This window comes from Pirellulales bacterium, from assembly GCA_036267355.1.
In the GTDB taxonomy this organism is placed as follows: Bacteria; Planctomycetota; Planctomycetia; order Pirellulales; family DATAWG01; genus DATAWG01.
Genome location: DATAWG010000025.1, coordinates 72,534 through 92,804, shown reverse-complemented (window position 1 = coordinate 92,804; position 20,271 = coordinate 72,534). Strand labels below are relative to the sequence as shown.

Below are 20,271 nucleotides of genomic sequence, written 5' to 3'. Positions count from 1 at the left end.
TGGGAAGGTGAGGGTGCGGGTGAGGGGACAGGGCAGACGCGCGCGGCCGCAAGCGCAATTCACAGCGCCGTTTGATATCGGGCCGTTTGATATTCGGCCGTTTGAGCTTGTAGCTCGCTTGCGGTTTCGTGCGTTCGAAATTTGCTAGCGCGCCGCGGTTGCGTTCGCGACCGCCGTCATCTGGCGGCGCACGCGGTGAAAATATTCGCTGGTGAGCACCGTGCCGTGGTCGGCGCCGGGCACGATCGTGATCTCGGCATCGCTGCCCAATCGCTTTAGCGAGTCGGCAAGCCGGAGCACGGCGCCGTCCAGATAAAAGGTGTCGAGCGAGCCGACGGTGATGTGCAGCTTACCGCGCAGCAGCGGCTCGAGCGTTTTCCAATTGCGCTCGAGTTGCAGCCGAATGTCGTATTTTTCCCAAGCCCGGGCCACTTCCGGGTCGATCCGCCCGGTGCTGCGGTTCCAGAGCTTGCGCGGCAGGCCATCTGCGTCTAGGGGGCTGAACACGGCCTCGAATGAGCGAAGCTGCCCGCCGCGCCCCAGCACGTCGTCCATGCGGCCGAACGACGGGTAAAACAACACCGGGGTTTCGCCGCGGCGGGCGATCGGCCGCGGTCTGCCTGGCTCGTCGTAGTACATGCTCAGCGGCGGATTGGCGTACAGATCGATTCGCTGAAAATCGCGGAAATCGACGGGATCGGGCGAGCTGCTCCAGACGCCGCCGAAAAATTCCGGATGCGACACCTGCAACCACAAGCTCGACCAGCCCCCCGAGCTATGCCCCGCCAACAGCCGGCCACGCGGCGCGGCGATCGTGCGGAATCGCCGGTCGATTTCGGGAACCAGTTCTTCGACGAGCGCCCGGCCGCGCGGACCGTTGGTCGCGCTATCCGCATACACATGGTGCCCCCAATCGCATTGGCCATCGAGCAGCACGCGGATGAAATCCGTTTCGCCCGCCGCGGCCGTCGGCGGCGAGCGCTGATGCAACGCGTCCCAATAGCTGCCGCCGAAACCAGTGACTTCATAAATCACCGGATATCGCTGCTGCGGATGATCGTCGTATCCGGCCGGTAACGTGACCGCCGCTTTTTCCAGCACCTCGCGCTTGAGGAACTGGCTAAGCAGCCCGCTGCGGATGCTGACTTCCTTGACCCATGGCACATCCGGAAATGGCTTCTCCGGCTGCAGCTGATCGAGCACCAGCGAAACCGTTTGCACCGGTCCGGCGGCGACCTCCACGTCGACCACGCGGCTATATTGGTTGCCGGGCGCGCGGCTTTGGCTCAAGCGATCGGGATTGTGCCCCAACAGGGCTTGGGCCCGATACCGGCCTGGGCGCAGCTTGGATAGCCGATCGGGAAAGCCGTCGGCTGCATCGTTCAGAAGGCGATCGGTGCCCGGCTGAAAATCTTTGACATCCATGCCAAAAAATGGTTCCGGAGCGAACCAATCGGGCCCGTCGCGTGGTTCGCCCGACGGTCGCCGCGAAAGAAACACGTACAGTCGGCCGCTCACTGCGTGTGTAGCCGTCGCCGGATCGAGCCGCACATCGAATTCAACCGCTGCCCGTGCCGCGGCGGCGCGGCCCATCGCAACAACTAGCGCCACGGCAATTGCCGCCGCGACGTGGTAAATCGCCGGCCGCGGTTGATTTGAATCGGTCATCAGTTTATCTCTAAGAGCTTCGTTGCGAATCGTAGCGGCTCTTGTCATGCTACACGGGTCGTTCGGCGAAACAAAGCTGTTTTTGGAACTGTTCACTTCGCACTTCAAACCCCACGCCATTTCCGCCATGAGCTACCGCAGAATCCGATTCGGGCTAGCCACATTGCTGGCCGTTGCCTTTGCGTCGTCGACCGTGATTACTTCGCAGGCGGTTGAAAATCCTGCCGGCAAGCCGGCGAAATCGCCGAGCCTGCGTTGGGAACGCGAGATCCGTGCTTTCGAGGCAGCCGACAAAAAATCGCCGCCACCCCAAGGAGCCGTGCTGTTCATCGGCTCGTCGAGCATTCGGATGTGGAAGACGCTGGCCCAAGATTTTCCCGATTACAAGGTGATCAATCGCGGTTTCGGCGGTTCGGAGTTGGCCGACAGCGTGTATTACGCCGATCGGATCGTGATTCCCTACAAGCCGCGGCTGATCGTACTATTCGCCGGCACGAACGACATCAACGCGGGCAAGAGTCCGCAAACCGTTTTCGACGATTTCAAGGCATTCGTGGCCCGGGTTCGCGGCGCATTGCCAGATACGCGGATCGCCTATCTTTCGATCTCGCCCGCCCCTTCGCGTTGGTCGCAGGCAGACAAGCAGAAGGAAGCGAACCGCTTGATTCGCGACTATATCGCCACTGAGAAGAAGAACCTCGACTACATCGATCTTTGGGACCAATTCCTGGGGCCGGACGGCAAACCGCGCGAAGATCTTTTCCTGCTCGATCGCCTGCACAACAATGCGGCGGGTTACAAGATTCGGGCCGCCGCCGTGCGCCCCCATCTCGCCCCCGCGAGCCCGTAGCCTCAGTAAGCACGAACTGGTCAGTAAATTTTGACTTGCTGCTTGTTTGGCGGCTCGCGGCAAGTTATTTCTAATGTCTGGTGCGCAAGCGCGAACATTCCGCGACAGCGTGTCGCACCCTCCCCCACATCGAGCCATCCCACCTCTTTTTTGGAAAGCCCACCGATGAATCCCACCCACCAACCCGCTGCCGAGGCCGCGCTCCCCGCCGCGCCCTCCCGCCGCCAGTTTATCAAGAATACCGGAACAGTCGCCGCCGCGACGGCCTTGGCCAGCATGGCTGCGCCGCATGTTCACGCCGCGGAAGACAACACGATCCGCATCGTGCTCATCGGTTGCGGCGGCCGCGGCACCGGTGCGGCAACCGATGCACTGAATGTCAAAGGAGCGCCGATCAAGTTGGTGGCCATGGCCGACGTGTTCCAAGACCGCCTCAGCGATAGCCACGGCTTTTTGAAGCGGACGTTCCACGATCGGGTCGACGTGCCGCAAGAGCGGCAGTTCGTCGGCTTCGACGGCTATCAGAAAGCGATGGATTGCCTGAAGCCGGGCGACATCGCCATTTTCACCACGCCGTTGGCCTTCCGCTGGGTGCATTTCACCTATGCCATCAAGAAGGGCCTGAACGTCTTCATGGAGAAGCCGCTCACGGCCGATGGCCCCACCTCGCGAAAGATGCTCAAGCTGGCCGAGGAAGCCGAGGCAAAGAATCTCAAAGTGGGCGTCGGGCTGATGTCGCGCCATAGCCGGGCCATGCAACAATTGGCCGATCGCATCCACGGCGGCGAAATCGGCGACATCGTGTTGATGCGGGCCTACCGCATGCACGGGCCGCTGGCTGCCAGCCAAGTGCTCCGCAAGCCCGAGAGCCAGACCGAAGTGGCTTTCCAGATTCGGAATTTTCACAGCTTCTTGTGGGCCAGCGGCGGCTGCTACAGCGATTTCTATATCCACCACATCGACCATTGCTGCTGGATGAAAAACGCGTGGCCCGTGTCGGCCCAAGCGGTTGGTGGCCGTCATTATCGCGGCGACTATGTCGATCAGAACTTCGACCTCTACGCCGTCGAATACATCTTCGCCGACAACACCCGCTTCCTCATGGATGGCCGGTGCATCAACGGCTGCGCCCAAATCTACAACAGCTCGGCCCACGGCACGAAAGGCACCGCCGTGATTTCTCGCGGCGGCGATATCGGCGGCCCCTCGGCGACCTACAAGGGATTGGACACCTCGAATCTGATCTGGGAATCGAAGCTCGCGGCCGACGAGCGAAATCCGTATCAGAACGAATGGAACGACCTCGTCGACGCCATCCGCCACGACAAGCCCTACAACGAAGTGAAGCGGGGTGTCGAAGCCTCGTTGGTCACTTCGATGGGACGCATGGCCGCCCACACCGGCCAGATCATCACCTTCGACCAGATTCTCAATTCAAAGCACGAGTTTGCTCCGACGGTCGACAAACTCACGATGAACGGCCCGGCGCCCCTGACAAGCGACGCGAACGGCAAATACCCCGTGCCCCAGCCCGGCATCGTCATTGACCGCGAATACGCCTAGGCCACGCTGCACTACTCGTCGAGTCGGTCGCATTGCAAGGTGCGGCGAGCGGGTTCGTCTGGAGCAGGCACACGCCGTGTGCCGTCTGCGCCGCTCAATGCGCAATGCATCGCGGCGCGCAGACGGCACACACATTTTGCCTGCTACATTTTTGCCTGCGACAGTGTGCCTGCGACAATGACGCAGCCGCACCCAACGTCGCCCGCGCGCGGCGTGTTCAGCCTTCCGTCCAACGCCATCCCATCCGAACCGCTGCCACGCTACGCTTCGCGTTTGATAAATTCATCGCCGCACGAGCGGCAGCGTTCGCCGCCGTGCTGTTCGCGATCGGTTCGCTCGTATTCTCCGCCGCAGCGGGCCAAGCCGTCGCCGCGGCCGAATATCGTGTTCATCTTCGCCGAGATAATTCTGAGCCACGGCCGCCTGAATGCAGTTTGTGCCGGGAAATCGCGGATTATTCCGTTCCGCGATCCGAATTGCGCTTTGAAGTATCTGACTCGGTACACGCGTCGGGTGGCGATTTCCAACAGCCGTCTGCTCAGTTACCCCGACGGGCAACTCATGCCCGAACTGCGTTCGTATCGCCCGTCTGATCGCCGGACCGATGGGATGACTTGCTGTCGCCCAAAGTTTAGAATGCACCCATGTTCACAGCAGGAACCGAGAGCTCGGCAGAATCGATGTCGCAGAATTATAGCCAAAACGGGAATGCAACGAATCATATCGCGAAAGGAGTCGATCCGCATTGCAGGGATCCATTTGAGTGCTTCAGCTATTTGACGGTCGAAAAAACGCTGCTTTACCGATCGATTGTTGAAATCTTCCTCGAGGCCAAGGCCGGGTTTCATTTGCATTTACGACCGGCCGACGTGGTTCTGCGCCTGTCCGACAAAGGCGAACATGTCGCGCAGGATGAGACGGAAATTGCCTTGGACGCCTTGGTCGGTTGGGGCAATCTGCAGTCCTACCACGATACGGCGGACGTCGCCACGGTCGCCGATTTCCATCGCCGCCGCCTGTTGTATCAACTCACGGCAACGGGTGAGGCCGCGGGACGTGCGGCCACGTCATTTCTGGAAACACTCGATCAGTCCGTCGTGTTGGAAGCAGCGGCCTTGGCGCGAATCCGCGATCACCTGGCCGAGTTGCTGACGCTCGTTGACGATTCGCAACCGGATGCGGGCAAGCTTCTGACGATTTTGCGGGCCATCTCGATCGATACCGAACAACTGACCGAACACGCACAGTCCTTCTTCCGGTGGCTGCACGAGCAAACCGAGGGTCCGAGCGCGGATCTCGATGCGTTTCTGCTCTACAAAGAGCGGCTCATCGATTACTTGCGGCGGTTTTTAGCGGAGTTGACCTGTCAGGCCGGAGCCATTGCCGCCCGGCTTGAAATGCTGCAACCGAAGGCGGAACCATTGTTGCAGGCGGCCGCCGGACAAGAAGCGAGCGCTGCTTTCGCCAAAGACGAGGCCGATCGAGCCGCGATCTCGGCGGCCAGCGAGCGACGGTGGCGGCAGCGTTGGCATGGCCTGCGCCATTGGTTCGTGGGTGTGGAGGGCGATCCGCAGGTCAAGCAGTTACGCGCCGCGGCCGGCGCGGCGATTCCGCGGTTGCTCGCCCTGGCGGCGCAATTGCACGATCGCCGAGCGACGCGGAGCGACCGCCGAGCCGATCTCGTCGAATTGGCGACATGGTTTGTCGAAGCCGCGGACGATCGCCAGGCGCACACCCTGTGGCGCGCGGCGTTTGGAATTTCGCCCGCACGGCATTTGACAGTGAACCAAACCGCGCTCGACCAAGAGGATGCCCGGCCGATTCGATCCGGCACGAGTTGGCTCGATGCTCCCGGAGTCTATATCTCGCCTCGGCTGCGCCAGGCAGGCCTGCAACCTGCGGCGGTTGTCCGACGGGTCGTTAGCCGTGCGGCGGAACTTGCCGAACTGCGCAACCGAGCCGAAATCGAGAATCGGCGGGCATCCCTCGCGCGGTCGTCGTTGGTCGCCTTGGGGCCTCGGCGATTGGCTGAAGTTGGCCAACTGCACCACGAAGCGTTGCTGATCTTGCTCGATCTGCTCGATCGCGCGGCCGCGGTTTCGAACTGCAGCGCCGGTCCGATAGCGGCGTACAGCGAGGATGGCTCGCTACGGATTCAGGTCGATCGGAACGTGGCGCGGCGCGTAGCAACGATCGAAACGTCCGAGGGATACTTGCACCTGCGCGATGCGTTGATCTGCGTCGAACACGCGGGCACGGACTAGTTAGCGTTGGGCGGGAGAATCGCGAAATGATTGACTCAGCGGTTCGCGTCGAAAAATTGCCGTCGCCGGAGCCCGTTCGCTCGACGAACACTCGCGGCGCACAACGCCTGCCGGCCGACGGGCAATTGCGCAGCGCATCTGCGGAGACGGAATCGACCGAGCGGCAAACGGCGTTGCGAGCCCTCCTCATGCACGCGATCCTCCCCGCCGGCGGAGCGCATGCCGACGAATATCGGCTCGTGCAACGACACGCCGCCTATCTCCACGATTGGCTGGCACGCATGGCGGGCTGGACGTTGGTGTTTCAAACCGATCTAGTTCGACTGCGAAAAACTCCGGCCACCTTAGACGACTGCACTCGCGGGGCGATCGAGTGTTCGAGCGGTCAGCCACTGCCTCGCCGACGTTACGCATTGCTTTGCCTGGTGCTAGCCATCCTCGAAAACGAGGATCGACAGACAACCCTGGAGCAAGTGGCGCGTCGCACGCAGTTGGCGGCCAGTGCCGAGCCGCGACTGAAAGCCGGCGGTTTTGAATTCGACCTGGCCGAGCAAGACTGTCGCCGTGACATGGTGAGCGTTATTCGCCTGCTCGAATCCTTGCACGTCATGGTTCGCGACGATGGCGACGATCAGCAGTTCGTGCGCGGAACCGGCGATGCGCTGTATCGCATCAATCGCGCGGTGTTGACGTCGCTGCTGTGCGTCACTCACCCTCCTTCGACGTTGTCTCGCTTGTCCTGGAAAGAACGGCTGAGCGCGCTGCACGAGACGGAAATGCCGGATTCCGATGACGTTCGCAATCGTCAAATCCGCCACCAATTAGTGCGACGCTTGCTGGATAACCCAGTGCTCTATTTCGACCTGCTCACCGAGCAAGAACTCGACTACCTGACCAGCCAGCGGAGCTATTTGTTGAACGAAATCGCGAGCGAAACCGGACTGGTGCCCGAAGTGCGAAAAGAGGGAATTGCGCTGCTGGATCCCGAGGGGGATCTGACGGACACCGGCCTGCCCGAGACTGGCACCCGCGGGCATGCCACGCTGCTGATGGCCGAATGGTTGGCGAATCGGCTGCGGTCGGGCGCCGAGCCAGGCGTTTCTTGGAGCGAACTTCACGCGCGGATGGCCGAGCTGACCGTTGAGCACGCCGGTCGTTGGAGAAGGGGAATCGAGCAACCCGCGGCGCGGCAATCGCTTGCCTACGACGTCATCGCGCGATTGGAGGCCCTGGGACTATTGGAGATCCGTGGCGACCAAATCTTGCCCAGGCCGGCCATCGCACGATATGCCATCGGAGGCGACCAATGAGCGCCCCGCGAGAAGTCGCGCCGTTGCCGAGCCAGGGTGAGCCAGCCGTTCGAAACGACGACTCCACGATCCGCGAAGAACTAATCGGGTTGAACTCCATTGACTGGAGCCGCCAATTGCTCGAGGGACAACTTCCCCAACCGCGTCGCGAGCGATGGCAGCCGTTGCGGGCCGGCTTGCTGAACATCTATCTCTTTCAAGACGAGCGGTTTCCGTTTGCCGACGGTCGCCTGTTGCTGCGCGGCGTCAATGCGACGGGCAAGAGCCGTGTTTTGGCCTTCCTCTTGCCATTCTTGCTCGAAGGCGATCTGCGTTCGACACGATTCGAACCGGATCGCGATTCGACGAGGCAAGTCGCCTGGAATTTGCTGATGGGCGAACATCACGACCGGCTCGGTTACACCTGGTTGGAATTGGGGCGATGCGATCCGGCCGAAGGCCCTCAATTTCTCACGCTCGGTTGCGGGCTGCGTGCGGTTGAAGACCGAGGAATCGTCGACCATTGGTTTTTCATCACATCTCAACGCGTCGACCGAGATTTGCGCCTGGTCACGCCGCAGGAGACGGCGTTGACGCAACGCCAGTTGAGCGAGGCGCTGGCCGACAAGGGCGAGATCTTCGAAAGAGCCGGCGATTACCAGCGCGCCGTTGACGATAAGTTATTTCGCTTGGGCGATCGTTTTGCGCCGCTGATCGATCTGCTGCTTCAATTGCGTCAGCCGCAGTTGGCGAAGAAGCTGGACTTGGAGCATCTGGAATCGGCGCTACGGGAATCGCTTCCTCCTATGTCCGGCGGCTTGATGGCAAACGCCGCCGAAGCATTTCGTTCGTTGGACGCCGACCGGCAGCGGTTGCAGGCTTCGCGCGACTCTCTGGCGCACACCCAATCCTTCCTCGCGCACTATCGGCAACACGTGCGAATCGGATTGCGGCGAGCCGCCGACGGTATTCGCAACGCCAACAGCAGTTATGAATCCGCGAGTCGGCGCTTGCGCGACAATGTCCGCCAACTCGATGATCTCGAGGTCGCACAACAGCGTCAAATGGCGGAAGGCGCTGCGGTTGAAGCGCAAATCGAGGCCCTCGATGCTCGGATTCACGCATTGGTGCAGAGCGACGACGCGCGGGCGGCCAACCGGCTCGACGACAAACGACGCATGGTCGATGACGACAAGGCCACGGTCGAGCGTTTCAAACGCGCCTACGACCAATCTCAGCGTCAATTTCACCAGCGACAAAATACGGTCGCGGATGGAGAACATCGCGTTGCCGCCAGCCTTGAGGGCCTGCCGTCCGCCGTATCCGCGGCCTCTCTAATCGCCGCGCCGGCGGAACTGGCGGCGGAACACCAACGTCGGTTCGATGGCCTTGCCGGCCGCCCTGGTTTGACTTCCCCGGAGGTGCGGCAGGCAATGGATATCCTCCGCAAAGAGACTCGCCGCTGGCGGACGCTCGCCGAGCAGCTATCCGCCGCGGAGACGGCAATCGCCGAGCAGCGCACCCGCTGGCGTGATGCGCGCCGTAGTCTGGAGGATCGAGAGCGCGACCACGACAGCGCCGCCAGTCGCGTGATCGACGAATCATCGGTTATCGATGCGACCCGTGCGTCGTTATGGACGGGCATCTTGCAATGGCACGGCGCTTCGACGGAATTGGGATGCGACTTTTTCGATTTGCCGGCGATCGAGATTTCCTGGATGAAGTGGGCCGAGGAAGCCAGCGGGGCAAGCCCTCTGACGAACGTGGTGGACGAAGCCCTGCGCCGTTCGTTCGCCACGATCGCCACGGACGAGGCGGAAGCCATGCACCGCCGCACAATGCTCCAGCAGCAACAACGGGAATGGCAATACCAATTGGCGGAACTTCGCGCGGGCGTTGAACTATGTCCGCCCGCTCCTCCGACGCGTGACCCGGTGGCACGGCAGGCCCAACCGGGAGCACCGCTGTGGCGGATGGTCGACTTTGCCGAATCCGTTCCAACATCAGAACATGCAGGCTGGGAAGCGGCACTCGAAGCGTCGGGCCTGCTCGACGCTTGGATCGAATCGGAGGGGCGCCTGCGCGATGCGGATAGGAATGATACGATTCTTGACGTGTCCGAGTCGCAAGATCTTCCGTTCGAACGCCAGCTTTCGCGGGTGCTCGCGCCGGCCGGAGGTTTTTCGGAATCGGGGATCGCGCGCGAAACCGTCGATGCGATCCTTCGGCGAATCGGCGTGGGAACGGACGCCGGCCGGGTGTGGGTCGACAAGACGGGCCACTGGCGGAATGGCGCGCTGACCGGCTGCTGGCAAAAGGAGGATTCGCAATATATCGGGACCTCCGCGCGCGGACGGCATCGCCGGAGGAAGATCGAGGAAATCGAAGTGGCCGTGAATGCCGGCATGATCGAAGACGATTCGCTCTCCGATCGTTTGGAAGAATTGAGCGCGAGGCGAAAGCGGTTGAACGACGAGCAACGCAATCTGCCAATCGAATTGCCGCTTCGCGAGGCGTTGGCGCATTGGCGTGAGGTCGAGCGCCAAGCGGCGATGGCCGAGTTGCGCCGGCGGGAAGCGGCAGAGCTCGAGCAGCGAGAACAATGCGGGCTCAATTCGCTCGTGAGCCGGCGCGATCAGGATGCGTCCGATATGGGTTTGGCCGACTGGTCGGACCGGGCGAACGAACTATTGGCGACGTTGGACCGTTATGAGCAGGAACTCCGAATCCTGGAGCAATTATTTCACACGTTGACGCTCGAATTGGAGCGGCTGAATCAGGCCCGCTCGGAACATCAACAGGCCGGCGAAGCTCATGGCGAAGCTCACCGAAATTTGGAGTTGAGCCGCCAGACCGCCCATCAGCGCGAAGTCGAGTTGCAGACCCTTTTGGAAACTTGCGGCGCCGCAGCCAAGGAGATAATCGCCAGACTCGCGGACTCGCGTAGCGAACTGAGCAAGGAAAAGGAGCGACAGAAATCCTTGCAAAACGAACTCGCGGAGCTTGGCGAGCAACTGGCCGTCTTAAGAAACCAGCGCCTGCAATATGCTGACGAAATAAGTCGGCAAGACCGCGCACGACGAGAAGCCGTCGAGTTCTTGCAAGCGAGGGCCGAGCGAGGATTGTTGAAGGTGGCCGCGCTCGGCCTTGCTTCACCAGACATTCCCTGGTCGATGACGGATGGAATCGATTTGGCCCGCCTCATCGAGCGCGAAAGCCAAACGGTCAAGCACGATGACGACGCCTGGCAACGCTCGCAAACGCGCGTGCATACGGAGCGCGAGGCGTTGCGATCGCGCCTCGCGGCCCGCGATATTACTCCCGAACCTGAATTCCTGGCCGATGGAATGCAATTGGTCCACGTCCCATTTCGGGGCACGATCGTGCGCATCGATCAGCTTGCCGAGCAATTGGAGGAAGAGGTCAATGCCCACGAGCGGGTATTGAGCGAGAAGGAACGCCGCGTCTTTGAAGATTTTTTACTGGGCGAAGTTGGTTCGGAACTACACCGTCGACTACACGAGGCCGCCGAGCTAGTCGAATTGATGAATCGCGAGGTGGCCCGGCGCCCGATGAGCACCGGAATGCAGATGCGGTTTCGGCTGGAATTAACCGAGGACGCGTCGCCGGAGTTGCATGCCGCTCGTGGCGTGATGATCCGCATGCAGGAAACTTGGTCGGCCGAGGAGCGCGAGTCCTTGATCCACTTTCTGCAGAGGCAGATTCAGGCCGAACGAATCCACAACGATGTCGGATCTCATTACGAGCAATTGCGGGCGGCCCTGGACTATCGACGTTGGCACGTCCTGCGGATCGAACGTCGATCGGGGCCCGAGCAACCATGGCGTCTGCTGACGCGTCGCACTTACGGTCCAGGCAGCGGCGGCGAGAAGGCAATCGCGCTCACCTTGCCTCAGCTTGCCGCGGCGGCCGCGTACTATCGATCGGCCCATCCACATGCCCCGCGGTTCATCCTCCTGGACGAGGCATTTGCCGGCATCAGCAGCGACAATCGGGGAAGTTGCATGGAACTGCTCGTATCGTTCGACCTGGACGTGCTGATGACCAGTGAAAACGAGCGCGGCTGCTATCCATCGGTGCCCGCATTGGCGATCTGCCGTTTGTCGCGAGCCCCCGATCTGGCGGCCGTCTTGAACGAGGTCTTTATTTGGAATGGAAAACGGCAACTCGGTCCCGCGATTATGTTGCCCGCGGACGCATCGGCGGCGGATTTCGCGACGCATGCGAACGGGCAGAGTGCCGCCGAGGTAATGTCGGGCGCCGATTCCGTAAAACGTGCGGATGGCGAAAATGGAACTTGATCCGCTGGCCAGCCGATTTCGTCAGCCAGATCTCAGGCGATTGCTAGATCGCCTGGTGGAGCGACTTCGCCGAGGCCGGCCGCTTACCGGCCGCATCCGGCTCCACGATGCCGACGACTCGGAACGCCGCGCCATCGCCGCATTGATGGGTGGACGGGCCACCAGCGGCCGCTCGATCGACCTGGATATATTGACGCAAATCGCCATCCGCGACGAACGATTCGGATCGCTCCGTCATCTTGTCGAAGCGGCCCACGGCAATTCCGTCGAAGACGAGCGCGGCCGTCGCCGTTGCGAACAAGACGCGTGGAAGTCCCTTTGGAGCGAGGCCTTCGATCGCTGCGCCCACTCGGATTCGCTGCGCGGCTGGCTCGTCGATCTTCAGGGCGGTGGTTGGATTCGTCGCCGTTGCGGCGATGATCCGACAATCGCTCGCAAGCTGATCGACGACATGTTTGTGGTCCTCGACCGGCTGCCAAGCCAGCCTCCGATTCCGCTTGCGCAATTGTCGGCCGACCTGTTTGGCGACAGCCATGCGCTCGATTCCGATACGGATCGTGGGCGATTGTCGGTCCGCGCCGCTGCGGCCCTTGCGGCGGTTGATCCTCCTCGCAACGCAACCACGACGCGTGCCGCATGGTCGGCGGTCGGTGTTGTCCCGGATCAACTGTGCGCCACGGTGCTGGTTCTGAATCTGCCGGCGCTCAGCGGAACACCATTGGGCGACGCCCTGCACATGTACCGTCGCCAAGGTGAACCGTGCCGCGTTACGTTTCGTCAACTCCGGCACGTGCCGAGCTGCCAATTCGATCCAACGGCCGGCCGCAAGGTGTTCGTCTGCGAGAATCCCAGCATCGTCTCCGCGGCCGCCGATCGGCTTGGACTCCGCTGCCGTCCGCTTGTCAGCGTCGAAGGACAGCCCAATCTGGCGGCGGAGACTCTCCTGGGTCTACTGCGCGGGCAGGGCTTTTCGCTTCATTATCATGGCGATTTTGACTGGGGCGGCATTCGGATCGCAAGGCGACTATGGAACCTTTCCCAGTTCGTCCCCTGGCGTTTTGCCGCCGGCGATTACAGATCGGTCGCGTGCGGCCGACCTCTGAAGGGAAAGCCCAGCGACACTCCTTGGGACTTCGAACTTCGGCAGGCGATGTTTGCGTCCGGCAAAGCCGTCCATGAAGAATCGGTTCTGCACGCTTTGCTAAAAGATCTGCATGAGGGCGATTAGAGGGGTCCGATATTTCCGGGGCGCCGTTGAGCGCAAGGCCGCGACACGAGGATCACATTGGCGAGCCTCGCGGACGGAATGTGCGGTTCTTGAGCAACGAGAATCTGCTCGGCGAGTCTATATCAATGAAACGGAATTCAAAATACGTGACGATCGCGCCGCTGACTCTCGCAGCGATCCCACGGGGTGCCTGGTGGCGTTCGACGCTTCGCGGTGGACAGCGCACGGAGCAGGGCAGACGGCACACGGAGTGTGCCTGCTACGTTGGGGCGAGTTCGCTTGCCGGCCGGGGCATTTGCTGGACGATGACTGCGGCGGCGGCTTACAATCGGTCGAGGGGAAACGCTTTCTCGGAGGATCGATCGATGTTCGCGCGGCGATTGGCGATTGCAATCTCGCGATTTGCGGCCGTGCCGATCGTGCTTGGGGCAATCCTGGCCACGCTTTGGCTCGTGGGCGATCCATCGCCACGGACCGCTGCGGCGGCGGAGCCGGGGAGTACGGCGGCGCTTAGCGAAGGGAAGGCGACGCTCCTCGGCGTCGAAGGAAAAGGCACCAAATTCGTCTATGTCTTCGATCGCTCCGGAAGCATGGGCGTGCCGGGCAATAAGCCCCTCAATCGGGCCAAAGCCGAGCTGCTGCGGAGCATCGACGCGCTCAGCGATCTGCAGCAGTTCTACATCATCTTCTACAACCATGCGCAGAAGATGTTTCAAATCGATCCGACCGGCAAACGGCTGATCTTCGCCAGCGATGCCAACAAACGGGCGGCCAAGCAATGGGTCGATGGCATCGAAGCCGGCGGAGGCACCAAGCATGCCGATGCACTGCTCATGGCCCTGCGGATGCATCCCGACGCGATCTTCATGCTCACCGACGGCGATCCGCCCGACGATCTGACGGCCGATGAATTGGCCCGCGTGCAACGGGCCAACACCGCCGCGACCGTGATCAACGTAATCCAGATCTCGCCCCCCGACACCACGCACGAAAACATGCTCATCCGGCTGGCCAACCACAGCGGCGGGCAGCATGTGTATGTGGATTTCGACAAGAAGTAGTGGTTAGTGGTTAGTGGTTAGGATTGCGGCGGGGGGCGGTTAGGAGGGTGGTGCGGTAGGGGACGGGGAGAGATTGGTCGCGCTCGAGGTGGCGGGTCCACAGAGACTCGATTTCGGATTCGATCGCAGATTGGCTCGACGCTTCGATCGCGCGATGGATATACGTGGTCGAAAGGCACATGCCGAAGAATTCGGCGCAGGTCATCGGCCGAATCCAATCGACGTGCGACTGCGCGGCCGGTCCGAAATCGTTTTGGGCTTGTAGTTCCGCAAGAAACGCGAAATCGCGATACGAGCGCGAATAGCCTGGGCTAATTCGCTCCAGCAACGTTTCGAAATCCTCTTGAAACGCATCGTCTTGCCAGCGGCGATTGTTGAACACCAGCGCCACGATTCCGCCCGGCGCGAGCACTCGCGCCGCTTCGGCGTAAAATCGCTCGCGATCGAACCAATGGGCCGCCTGCGCCGCCATCGCCAGCGCCGCCGAGCCGTCGGCAAACGGCAGCGACTCGGCAACGCCCGAGCGAAATTCGATCCGGTCTGCGGCCGGCGTTCCTTCCGTGGCTTGCTTTCGCATTTCGTCGGATGGCTCGAGGCCGACGAGTTGGAATTTCGCAGCATCGCCGAACGCGGCCCGCAATCGGCGGGTCGAAATGCCCGTTCCGCAGCCGACATCAATCAATAGCGGCGTGTGCTCGAGCACGTCGGCGGCAATCCATGCGCGGAGCTGCTCGAAGATCGCGAGCGGATAGCCGGGGCGAAATTGCGCGTAGTGCTCGGCGAGCGCGTTGAAGTTCGACGTGTTCGACATGCATTCGGCTCCGAATAGTCGGCGGGCGGGGCTGGTGAATCGCCCGATGCAAGGCGGCTGCTTTGTGTATAGTATTGTCGAACCGCCGGTTTGATGCCTACCCGTGAATGCGCCAACCAGAACAATGTCATCCGATTCGCCGCTTAGGCCGGGCGATGCTTGCCGCACTCTCTCGGTGGGCGGCCTCGAGCGGCGCTATTGGATTCACGTGCCGCCGCAGTACGACGGAGCGACGGCCATGCCTGTGGTTTTGGCGTTTCACGGCGGGGCCTCGAATGGCGAGCAGATGGCCCGATTTTGCGGCCTGAGCGAAACGGCCGACGCGGCCGGATTTCTTTGCGTCTATCCCAACGGCAGCGGCCGGCTGCCGCGCGTGCTCACCTGGAACGGCGGCAATTGTTGCGGCTATGCCCGGCAGCAGCAGATCGACGATGTGGCGTTCGTTCGCGGGCTGTTGAGCGACCTGGCGACCGTCGCGGCGATCGATCGCCGGCGGGTGTTTGCGACCGGCATGTCGAACGGGGCGATTTTCAGCTACCGCCTGGCGTCGGAATTGTCAGACCAGATTGCGGCGATCGCTCCCGTGGCCGGTTCCATGGGGACCGCGACATGCGCGCCGATACGGCCGGTGCCGGTCATTCATTTTCATGGCAGCGACGACGATTTCTGCCCGATCGGCGGCGGGCGCGGGCGAAAGAGCGTGAGCGGGACCGAACATTTTTCGGTCGAACACGCGATCCAAGCCTGGATCAAGGCCGACGGCTGCCCAACGGAGCCGGACATATGGCGATTGGAATCGGACGTTCGCTGGCCGGATGGCGGGGTCGAGGCCGTGGTTCGCAAGACGTATGGCCCGGGCCGCGATTGCGCGGAGGTGGTGTTGTACATCGTCGAAGGGGGCGGCCACACGTGGCCCGGCCGCCATCCGCGTTTGTTTTTCCTGGGCCGATCGACGCACCTGATTTCGGCAAACGATCGGATGTGGGATTTCTTTAGTCGCCACCCGATGGAGGAAATGACGAATGAAGCTCGAATGTCTAAAGAATGACGAAGCTCGAATGAGGAACTAACGCCGAACCCTATTTCCTCACCCTGACCTGTCCCCTCACCCTCACCCTTGCTTTCCGATGCTCGCCTGGCTTACCGACATTCATTTCGATTTCATGGAGCCACCGCAGGTGCAGGCGTTTCTGGCGGAGGTGCGCAAGAGGGGGGCCGACGCGGTGATGCTGACCGGCGATATTTCCGACGCTCCGCACGTCGTCGAGCGGCTCGCGGAAATGGATTCGGCCCTCGATCGGCCGATCTATTTCGTGTTGGGGAATCACGATTTCTACTACGGCTCGATTCTAGGGGTGCGGCAGGCGGTCGTCGATTTGTGCCGCGGCCGGCCGAATTTGCATTATCTGACCGCGCAGCCCGAAGCAATCGAATTGTCGCCCGATCTGGGCTTGATCGGCCACGACGGCTGGGCCGACGCGCGGCTTGGCGACTACGAACGGTCGATGGTCATGATGTACGACTATCGGTTGATTGCCGAGCTGGCGCACATGACGAAGTCGCAGCGCTGGCCTGTGCTCATGGCGTTGGGCGACGCTGCGGCGGAGGCGGTTCGCGAGCGGCTGGAAGTCGCGCTGGCGCGATATCCGCGCGTCTGGCTGGCGACGCATCTACCGCCGCTGCGCGAAGCCTGTTGGCACGAGGGCCAGATTTCCGACGACGAATGGGCCCCGCATTTCACCTGCAAAGCGATGGGGGACGTGCTGCTGGCAACGATGCGCCGGCACGCCGATCGGCAGCTCACGGTCTTTTGCGGCCATACGCACAGCCCCGGCGTTGCCCAGCCGTTGCCGAATCTGACGATTCATACTGGCGGCGCGAAATATGGCCATCCGGTGATCCAATCGCTGCTGGAAACGGATTGCTAGCAGCGGGGGGCGACGCGCGAAACCGCGGGCGAGCCCCAAACCGAAACGGCACGGAAGCTCGCTTGCGGTTTCGCGCGTGCGTCGCCCCTAGCCCCTCGGGCCTGTCGCCGAGTACCATGCTGAAAAGCGATTTCCAATAACTCCGGCCGGGCTGCTCGACGATGGGCATTTACGATCGCGACTACTACCGCAGCGAAACGCGCCGCTCGCCATTCGGCAATTGGTCGGCGGTGACCACGTTGATCGTGATCAATGTCGCGATTTTCGTGGTCGACCAGTTTACGGACCGCGTCGGCCGCGACGAACATTGGCTGGACGCGCACATGGCGCTCTGGCCCGATTTGATCAGCCATCCATGGGATTTTTGGACGCTGTTGACCTACGGGTTTGCCCACGATCCGTCGAGCATCATGCACATCGGCGGCAACATGTTCGTGTTGTGGGTGTTTGGACCCGATGTCGAACGGCTCTACGGCCGCGACAATTTTATGCGGCTGTACCTCAGCCTGGTGATTTGCTCGGGGTTGGCCTGGGTTTGCCTGCAATTTTTTTCGAAGAGCGATATTCCGGTGATCGGCGCCTCGGGGGCCATCATGGGAATCATGGTCGTCTATATTATCAACTATCCGAAGCGGATGTTTCTGTTCTATTTCGTGTTGCCGGTTCCGGCATGGGCGCTCGGCATCTTTTACGTCGGGCTCGATTTTTTCGGCGTCGTATCGAAGAATCCGCACGACAACACGGCCCATGCCGCGCATATCGCGGGCGCACTCTTAGGATTGCTTTACGTGCAGACCGGTTGGTGCCTGGCGTCGCTCGTGCCGCGGCGCTGGCCGAAATGGGCCAAGATCGGCGGGCCGAAATTGCGCGTCCGCTCCGAACAGGATGAGCCGCAGACGCAGCGCGAAGTGCAAAAGCGCGTTGATGAGATCTTGGAAAAGATCAGCCGCGAGGGAGAAACCAGCCTGACGCCCGACGAACGCCGCGAACTCGAAGAACTCAGCCGCCGCTTCCGGCATGGGCGATGATTGCCGCGGAACCAAAGTAGCAGGCACACGGCGCGTGCCTTCGGCGCTACATGAGGGGCAAAGCGCAGTGCGGCGCAGACGGCACACGGCGCGTGCCTGCTACTTTGCCGGTTTCGCGTGCTCTTGCGATTGGTCGCGTGCTTTGCGGAATTCGTCGAGCGAACGGCGAATCTGCGACGAACTCGGATCCAGCTCGACCGCCTTGGTTTGATACTTCACCGCGTTTTCGAAATCTCTTTTCGCGGCGTAGCAATGGCCGAGCGTGTCCAAGAGTTCGCCTTCGCCGGGGGATAGTTCCACCGATTTCTTGGAATAGTCGAGCGCCCGGTCAAAATCTCCCTCGGTGTTGGAGACCAGCCAGGCGTATTCGTTGTAGTAGGTTCGCGAACGCTCGGAATCGGATTGGCCGGTGAGGCTGATTTCGTACGACTGGATCGCGCGATGGATCAAGTCGAGCGTTTGCTTGTGTTGCTGCGGAGTTTGATTGGGCAAGTGATAGAGGGCGATGAGCACGTCGGGATCGGGATCGGCCGGGTCGCCTTTGTCGATCGCGTCGTCGAGTTCGTCGGTTTCTTTGCCGGTGTCGTGCTTCGCGTGGAATTGGCACGCGAGATAATAGTGCCATTGCGCTCGGATCGCGCCGGGGCGCATTTCATATTCGCCGACCATTTTTTGGGCCAGCTCGCCGTTTCGCTTCAACTGATCGACGAGCGGTTTCAATATGTCGGCCGCTTCCTTGTCGCGCTGCTGGTCGTGGAACATTTCGGCCAGGATCGTGCGGCTTTTTAACACTTCCCGGCTCTCCGGCGGATCGCTATCGACGATGCGGCGATATTCCTTCTCGCACCATTCCACCATCCCGTGCATGTAAAGCCGTTGGGCAATTTCAAATCGGGCCAGCTCGTCTTCCGGCTCAGTCGAGGAGATCTTGAACGCCTGATCGGCATATTTCTCGGCCGCCGCTTCATCTCCCCGGGCTTTGAACGATTGGGCTTCGGCATAGAGCAACGTCCGGTCGGCGGCAAACGTGCGGTCGAATTGCCGGGCCGTTTCGTCGACCACCTCCCACGCCTTCTCCTCGACGAGCCAATCGACGAAGCTGACGAGCGAGTCGACGTTGTCGTTCACGCGGCCGACCATCTTGCGCATGACGGCGATCGCCCGTTCGCGATGGTGATGGGCCATCAGCATTTGGGCATAGTTGCGCATGAGCAGATTTTGCACCTGCGTTTCGCCTTGTTGATCGCCGCCGTCGGTGACGGTCGATTCTTCCGCCACGAGATTGTCCCATTCGGCAAGCGCTCCTTCGGGATCATCGTGCCCGCGCACGTAGTTGCGCAGCCAGCGGGCCGGGGCGCGGTCGCTGCCGGTAAGGGCGCGCAGGATCAGTTTGGCTTGCTGAGGCCAAGCGGTGTCGGCCGGTTCGTGCTGCAGGATGATGCACAAGGCCCCTTCCTTGGCCACGACCGCCGCCTTTTCAAAGCGAATCAACCGGCACAGCGCCTCGAGCGCTTCGCTGCGCGGCATCTGGCAGAGCCGCAACATGACGGCCTTCCGATCGCGCAAGTTTTTCGTGTCGTAGTCCTGCAGGGCTTCTTTCACCTGCGGAGAGTCGGTGTCGTGAATCCAATCGATGCGAATCAGATGCACGAGATAACGGGCCCGAGCCGCGATCTCCAAGTCGTCGTTTTCTTGGGCCGCCACGAGCGCATCGAACGCTTCCGGGCCGAGCTTAGCCAATTGCTCTTGCGCTTCTTGACGAACGGCGTATTGAGGATCACCCAATTTGGCGATGAACCCGTTGATCCGCTGATCGGTGACGGGAACTGTGCTCGTTGCCGTGGCGGGGCGACCGGCGGCGCCGGCAGGGCCTGCCAGCACGATGCCTGTGCCAGCGCCAAACACACCGGCCGATAATGGTAAGGCGAACGCTAGAAAGAACTTGGCCTTCCGGAATTTGACCATCGTCGTGCTGCCTCATTTTTTTGCGAAGAGGTTTTTGCGGCCGATGCGTCCGTCTCGTCACCGCAAACTCAAGCATACTATTCCCGCCGCGTGAATGGCAAGCATAGGGAGAGATTCGGTTTTTGGATCGTGGCTGACAGCCTCCCCGACGTGCAGTCTCGATCCTTCAATGGGACACTCTCTAAAATCCCCCACGCCGTTCGATGCCCTGCGGCTGCACGAAGATTGGCAGACCTCGCTCGTAGAAAACCGGCCCGTCGAGCCGCGTTGAGCCAGCCCATCCCGGCAAGTCGG

General features: G+C 61.5%; 14 protein-coding genes. 10 read left to right on the top strand and 4 right to left on the bottom strand.

Annotated features, from left to right (window positions below; all coding sequences use genetic code 11):
• Window positions 1-144 precede the first annotated feature (144 nt).
• A complete protein-coding gene (locus VHX65_04155) occupies window positions 145-1,668 on the bottom strand; it encodes an alpha/beta hydrolase (protein HEX3997727.1) in 1,524 nt (507 codons plus the stop codon).
• Window positions 1,669-1,795: 127 nt separating this feature from the next.
• Here VHX65_04155 and VHX65_04150 point away from each other — a divergent pair, with 127 nt between their 5' ends.
• Both VHX65_04150 and VHX65_04145 read left to right on the top strand, forming a co-directional pair.
• Window positions 1,796-2,518, top strand: a complete 723-nt coding sequence (locus VHX65_04150; GenBank protein ID HEX3997726.1) for an SGNH/GDSL hydrolase family protein — start codon at window positions 1,796-1,798, stop codon at window positions 2,516-2,518.
• A gap of 165 nt (window positions 2,519-2,683) precedes the next feature.
• Window positions 2,684-4,081 carry a Gfo/Idh/MocA family oxidoreductase gene (locus VHX65_04145; protein ID HEX3997725.1) on the top strand — a complete coding sequence of 466 codons (1,398 nt, stop codon included), beginning with the start codon at window positions 2,684-2,686 and terminating at the stop codon, window positions 4,079-4,081.
• A 260-nt stretch (window positions 4,082-4,341) separates the two neighbouring features.
• On the opposite strand, the gene VHX65_04140 is transcribed toward VHX65_04145, so the two are convergent.
• The gene (locus VHX65_04140) at window positions 4,342-4,473 is read right to left on the bottom strand and encodes a hypothetical protein (GenBank protein HEX3997724.1); all 132 of its coding nucleotides are present in this window, start codon (window positions 4,471-4,473) and stop codon (window positions 4,342-4,344) included.
• A gap of 288 nt (window positions 4,474-4,761) precedes the next feature.
• Between VHX65_04140 and VHX65_04135 the strand changes: the two genes are divergently transcribed.
• The 5 genes from VHX65_04135 to VHX65_04115 all read left to right on the top strand — a co-directional run bounded on the left by VHX65_04135 (window position 4,762) and on the right by VHX65_04115 (window position 14,245).
• Window positions 4,762-6,345 carry a TIGR02677 family protein gene (locus VHX65_04135; GenBank protein ID HEX3997723.1) on the top strand — a complete coding sequence of 528 codons (1,584 nt, stop codon included), beginning with the start codon at window positions 4,762-4,764 and terminating at the stop codon, window positions 6,343-6,345.
• Window positions 6,346-6,371: 26 nt separating this feature from the next.
• A complete protein-coding gene (locus tag VHX65_04130) occupies window positions 6,372-7,655 on the top strand; it encodes a TIGR02678 family protein (GenBank protein HEX3997722.1) in 1,284 nt (427 codons plus the stop codon).
• Window positions 7,652-11,956 carry a TIGR02680 family protein gene (locus VHX65_04125; protein HEX3997721.1) on the top strand — a complete coding sequence of 1,435 codons (4,305 nt, stop codon included), beginning with the start codon at window positions 7,652-7,654 and terminating at the stop codon, window positions 11,954-11,956. The genes VHX65_04130 and VHX65_04125 overlap by 4 nt, the downstream gene beginning before the upstream one ends.
• A complete protein-coding gene (locus VHX65_04120; protein HEX3997720.1) occupies window positions 11,946-13,184 on the top strand; it encodes a TIGR02679 family protein in 1,239 nt (412 codons plus the stop codon). Before VHX65_04125 ends, VHX65_04120 begins: the two co-directional genes overlap by 11 nt.
• Window positions 13,185-13,549: 365 nt before the next feature.
• Complete coding sequence (locus VHX65_04115; GenBank protein HEX3997719.1) at window positions 13,550-14,245, top strand: VWA domain-containing protein; 696 nt, start codon at window positions 13,550-13,552, stop codon at window positions 14,243-14,245.
• Between the two features lie 10 nt (window positions 14,246-14,255).
• Here the strand turns inward: VHX65_04115 and VHX65_04110 are convergent, their stop codons facing one another.
• Window positions 14,256-15,056: a methyltransferase domain-containing protein gene (locus tag VHX65_04110; GenBank protein ID HEX3997718.1), complete on the bottom strand. Its 801-nt coding sequence runs from the start codon at window positions 15,054-15,056 to the stop codon at window positions 14,256-14,258.
• A gap of 124 nt (window positions 15,057-15,180) precedes the next feature.
• Here VHX65_04110 and VHX65_04105 point away from each other — a divergent pair, with 124 nt between their 5' ends.
• The 3 genes from VHX65_04105 to VHX65_04095 all read left to right on the top strand — a co-directional run bounded on the left by VHX65_04105 (window position 15,181) and on the right by VHX65_04095 (window position 18,012).
• On the top strand, window positions 15,181-16,104 hold the full coding sequence (locus VHX65_04105; protein ID HEX3997717.1) for a PHB depolymerase family esterase: 924 nt from the start codon (window positions 15,181-15,183) through the stop codon (window positions 16,102-16,104).
• Between the two features lie 79 nt (window positions 16,105-16,183).
• Window positions 16,184-16,984 (top strand): metallophosphoesterase, encoded by an 801-nt coding sequence (locus VHX65_04100; GenBank protein ID HEX3997716.1) that lies wholly within the window; start codon window positions 16,184-16,186, stop codon window positions 16,982-16,984.
• A gap of 161 nt (window positions 16,985-17,145) precedes the next feature.
• Window positions 17,146-18,012 carry a rhomboid family intramembrane serine protease gene (locus VHX65_04095; GenBank protein ID HEX3997715.1) on the top strand — a complete coding sequence of 289 codons (867 nt, stop codon included), beginning with the start codon at window positions 17,146-17,148 and terminating at the stop codon, window positions 18,010-18,012.
• A 99-nt stretch (window positions 18,013-18,111) separates the two neighbouring features.
• Here the strand turns inward: VHX65_04095 and VHX65_04090 are convergent, their stop codons facing one another.
• A complete protein-coding gene (locus VHX65_04090; GenBank protein HEX3997714.1) occupies window positions 18,112-19,977 on the bottom strand; it encodes a hypothetical protein in 1,866 nt (621 codons plus the stop codon).
• Between the last annotated feature and the right edge of the window lie 294 nt (window positions 19,978-20,271).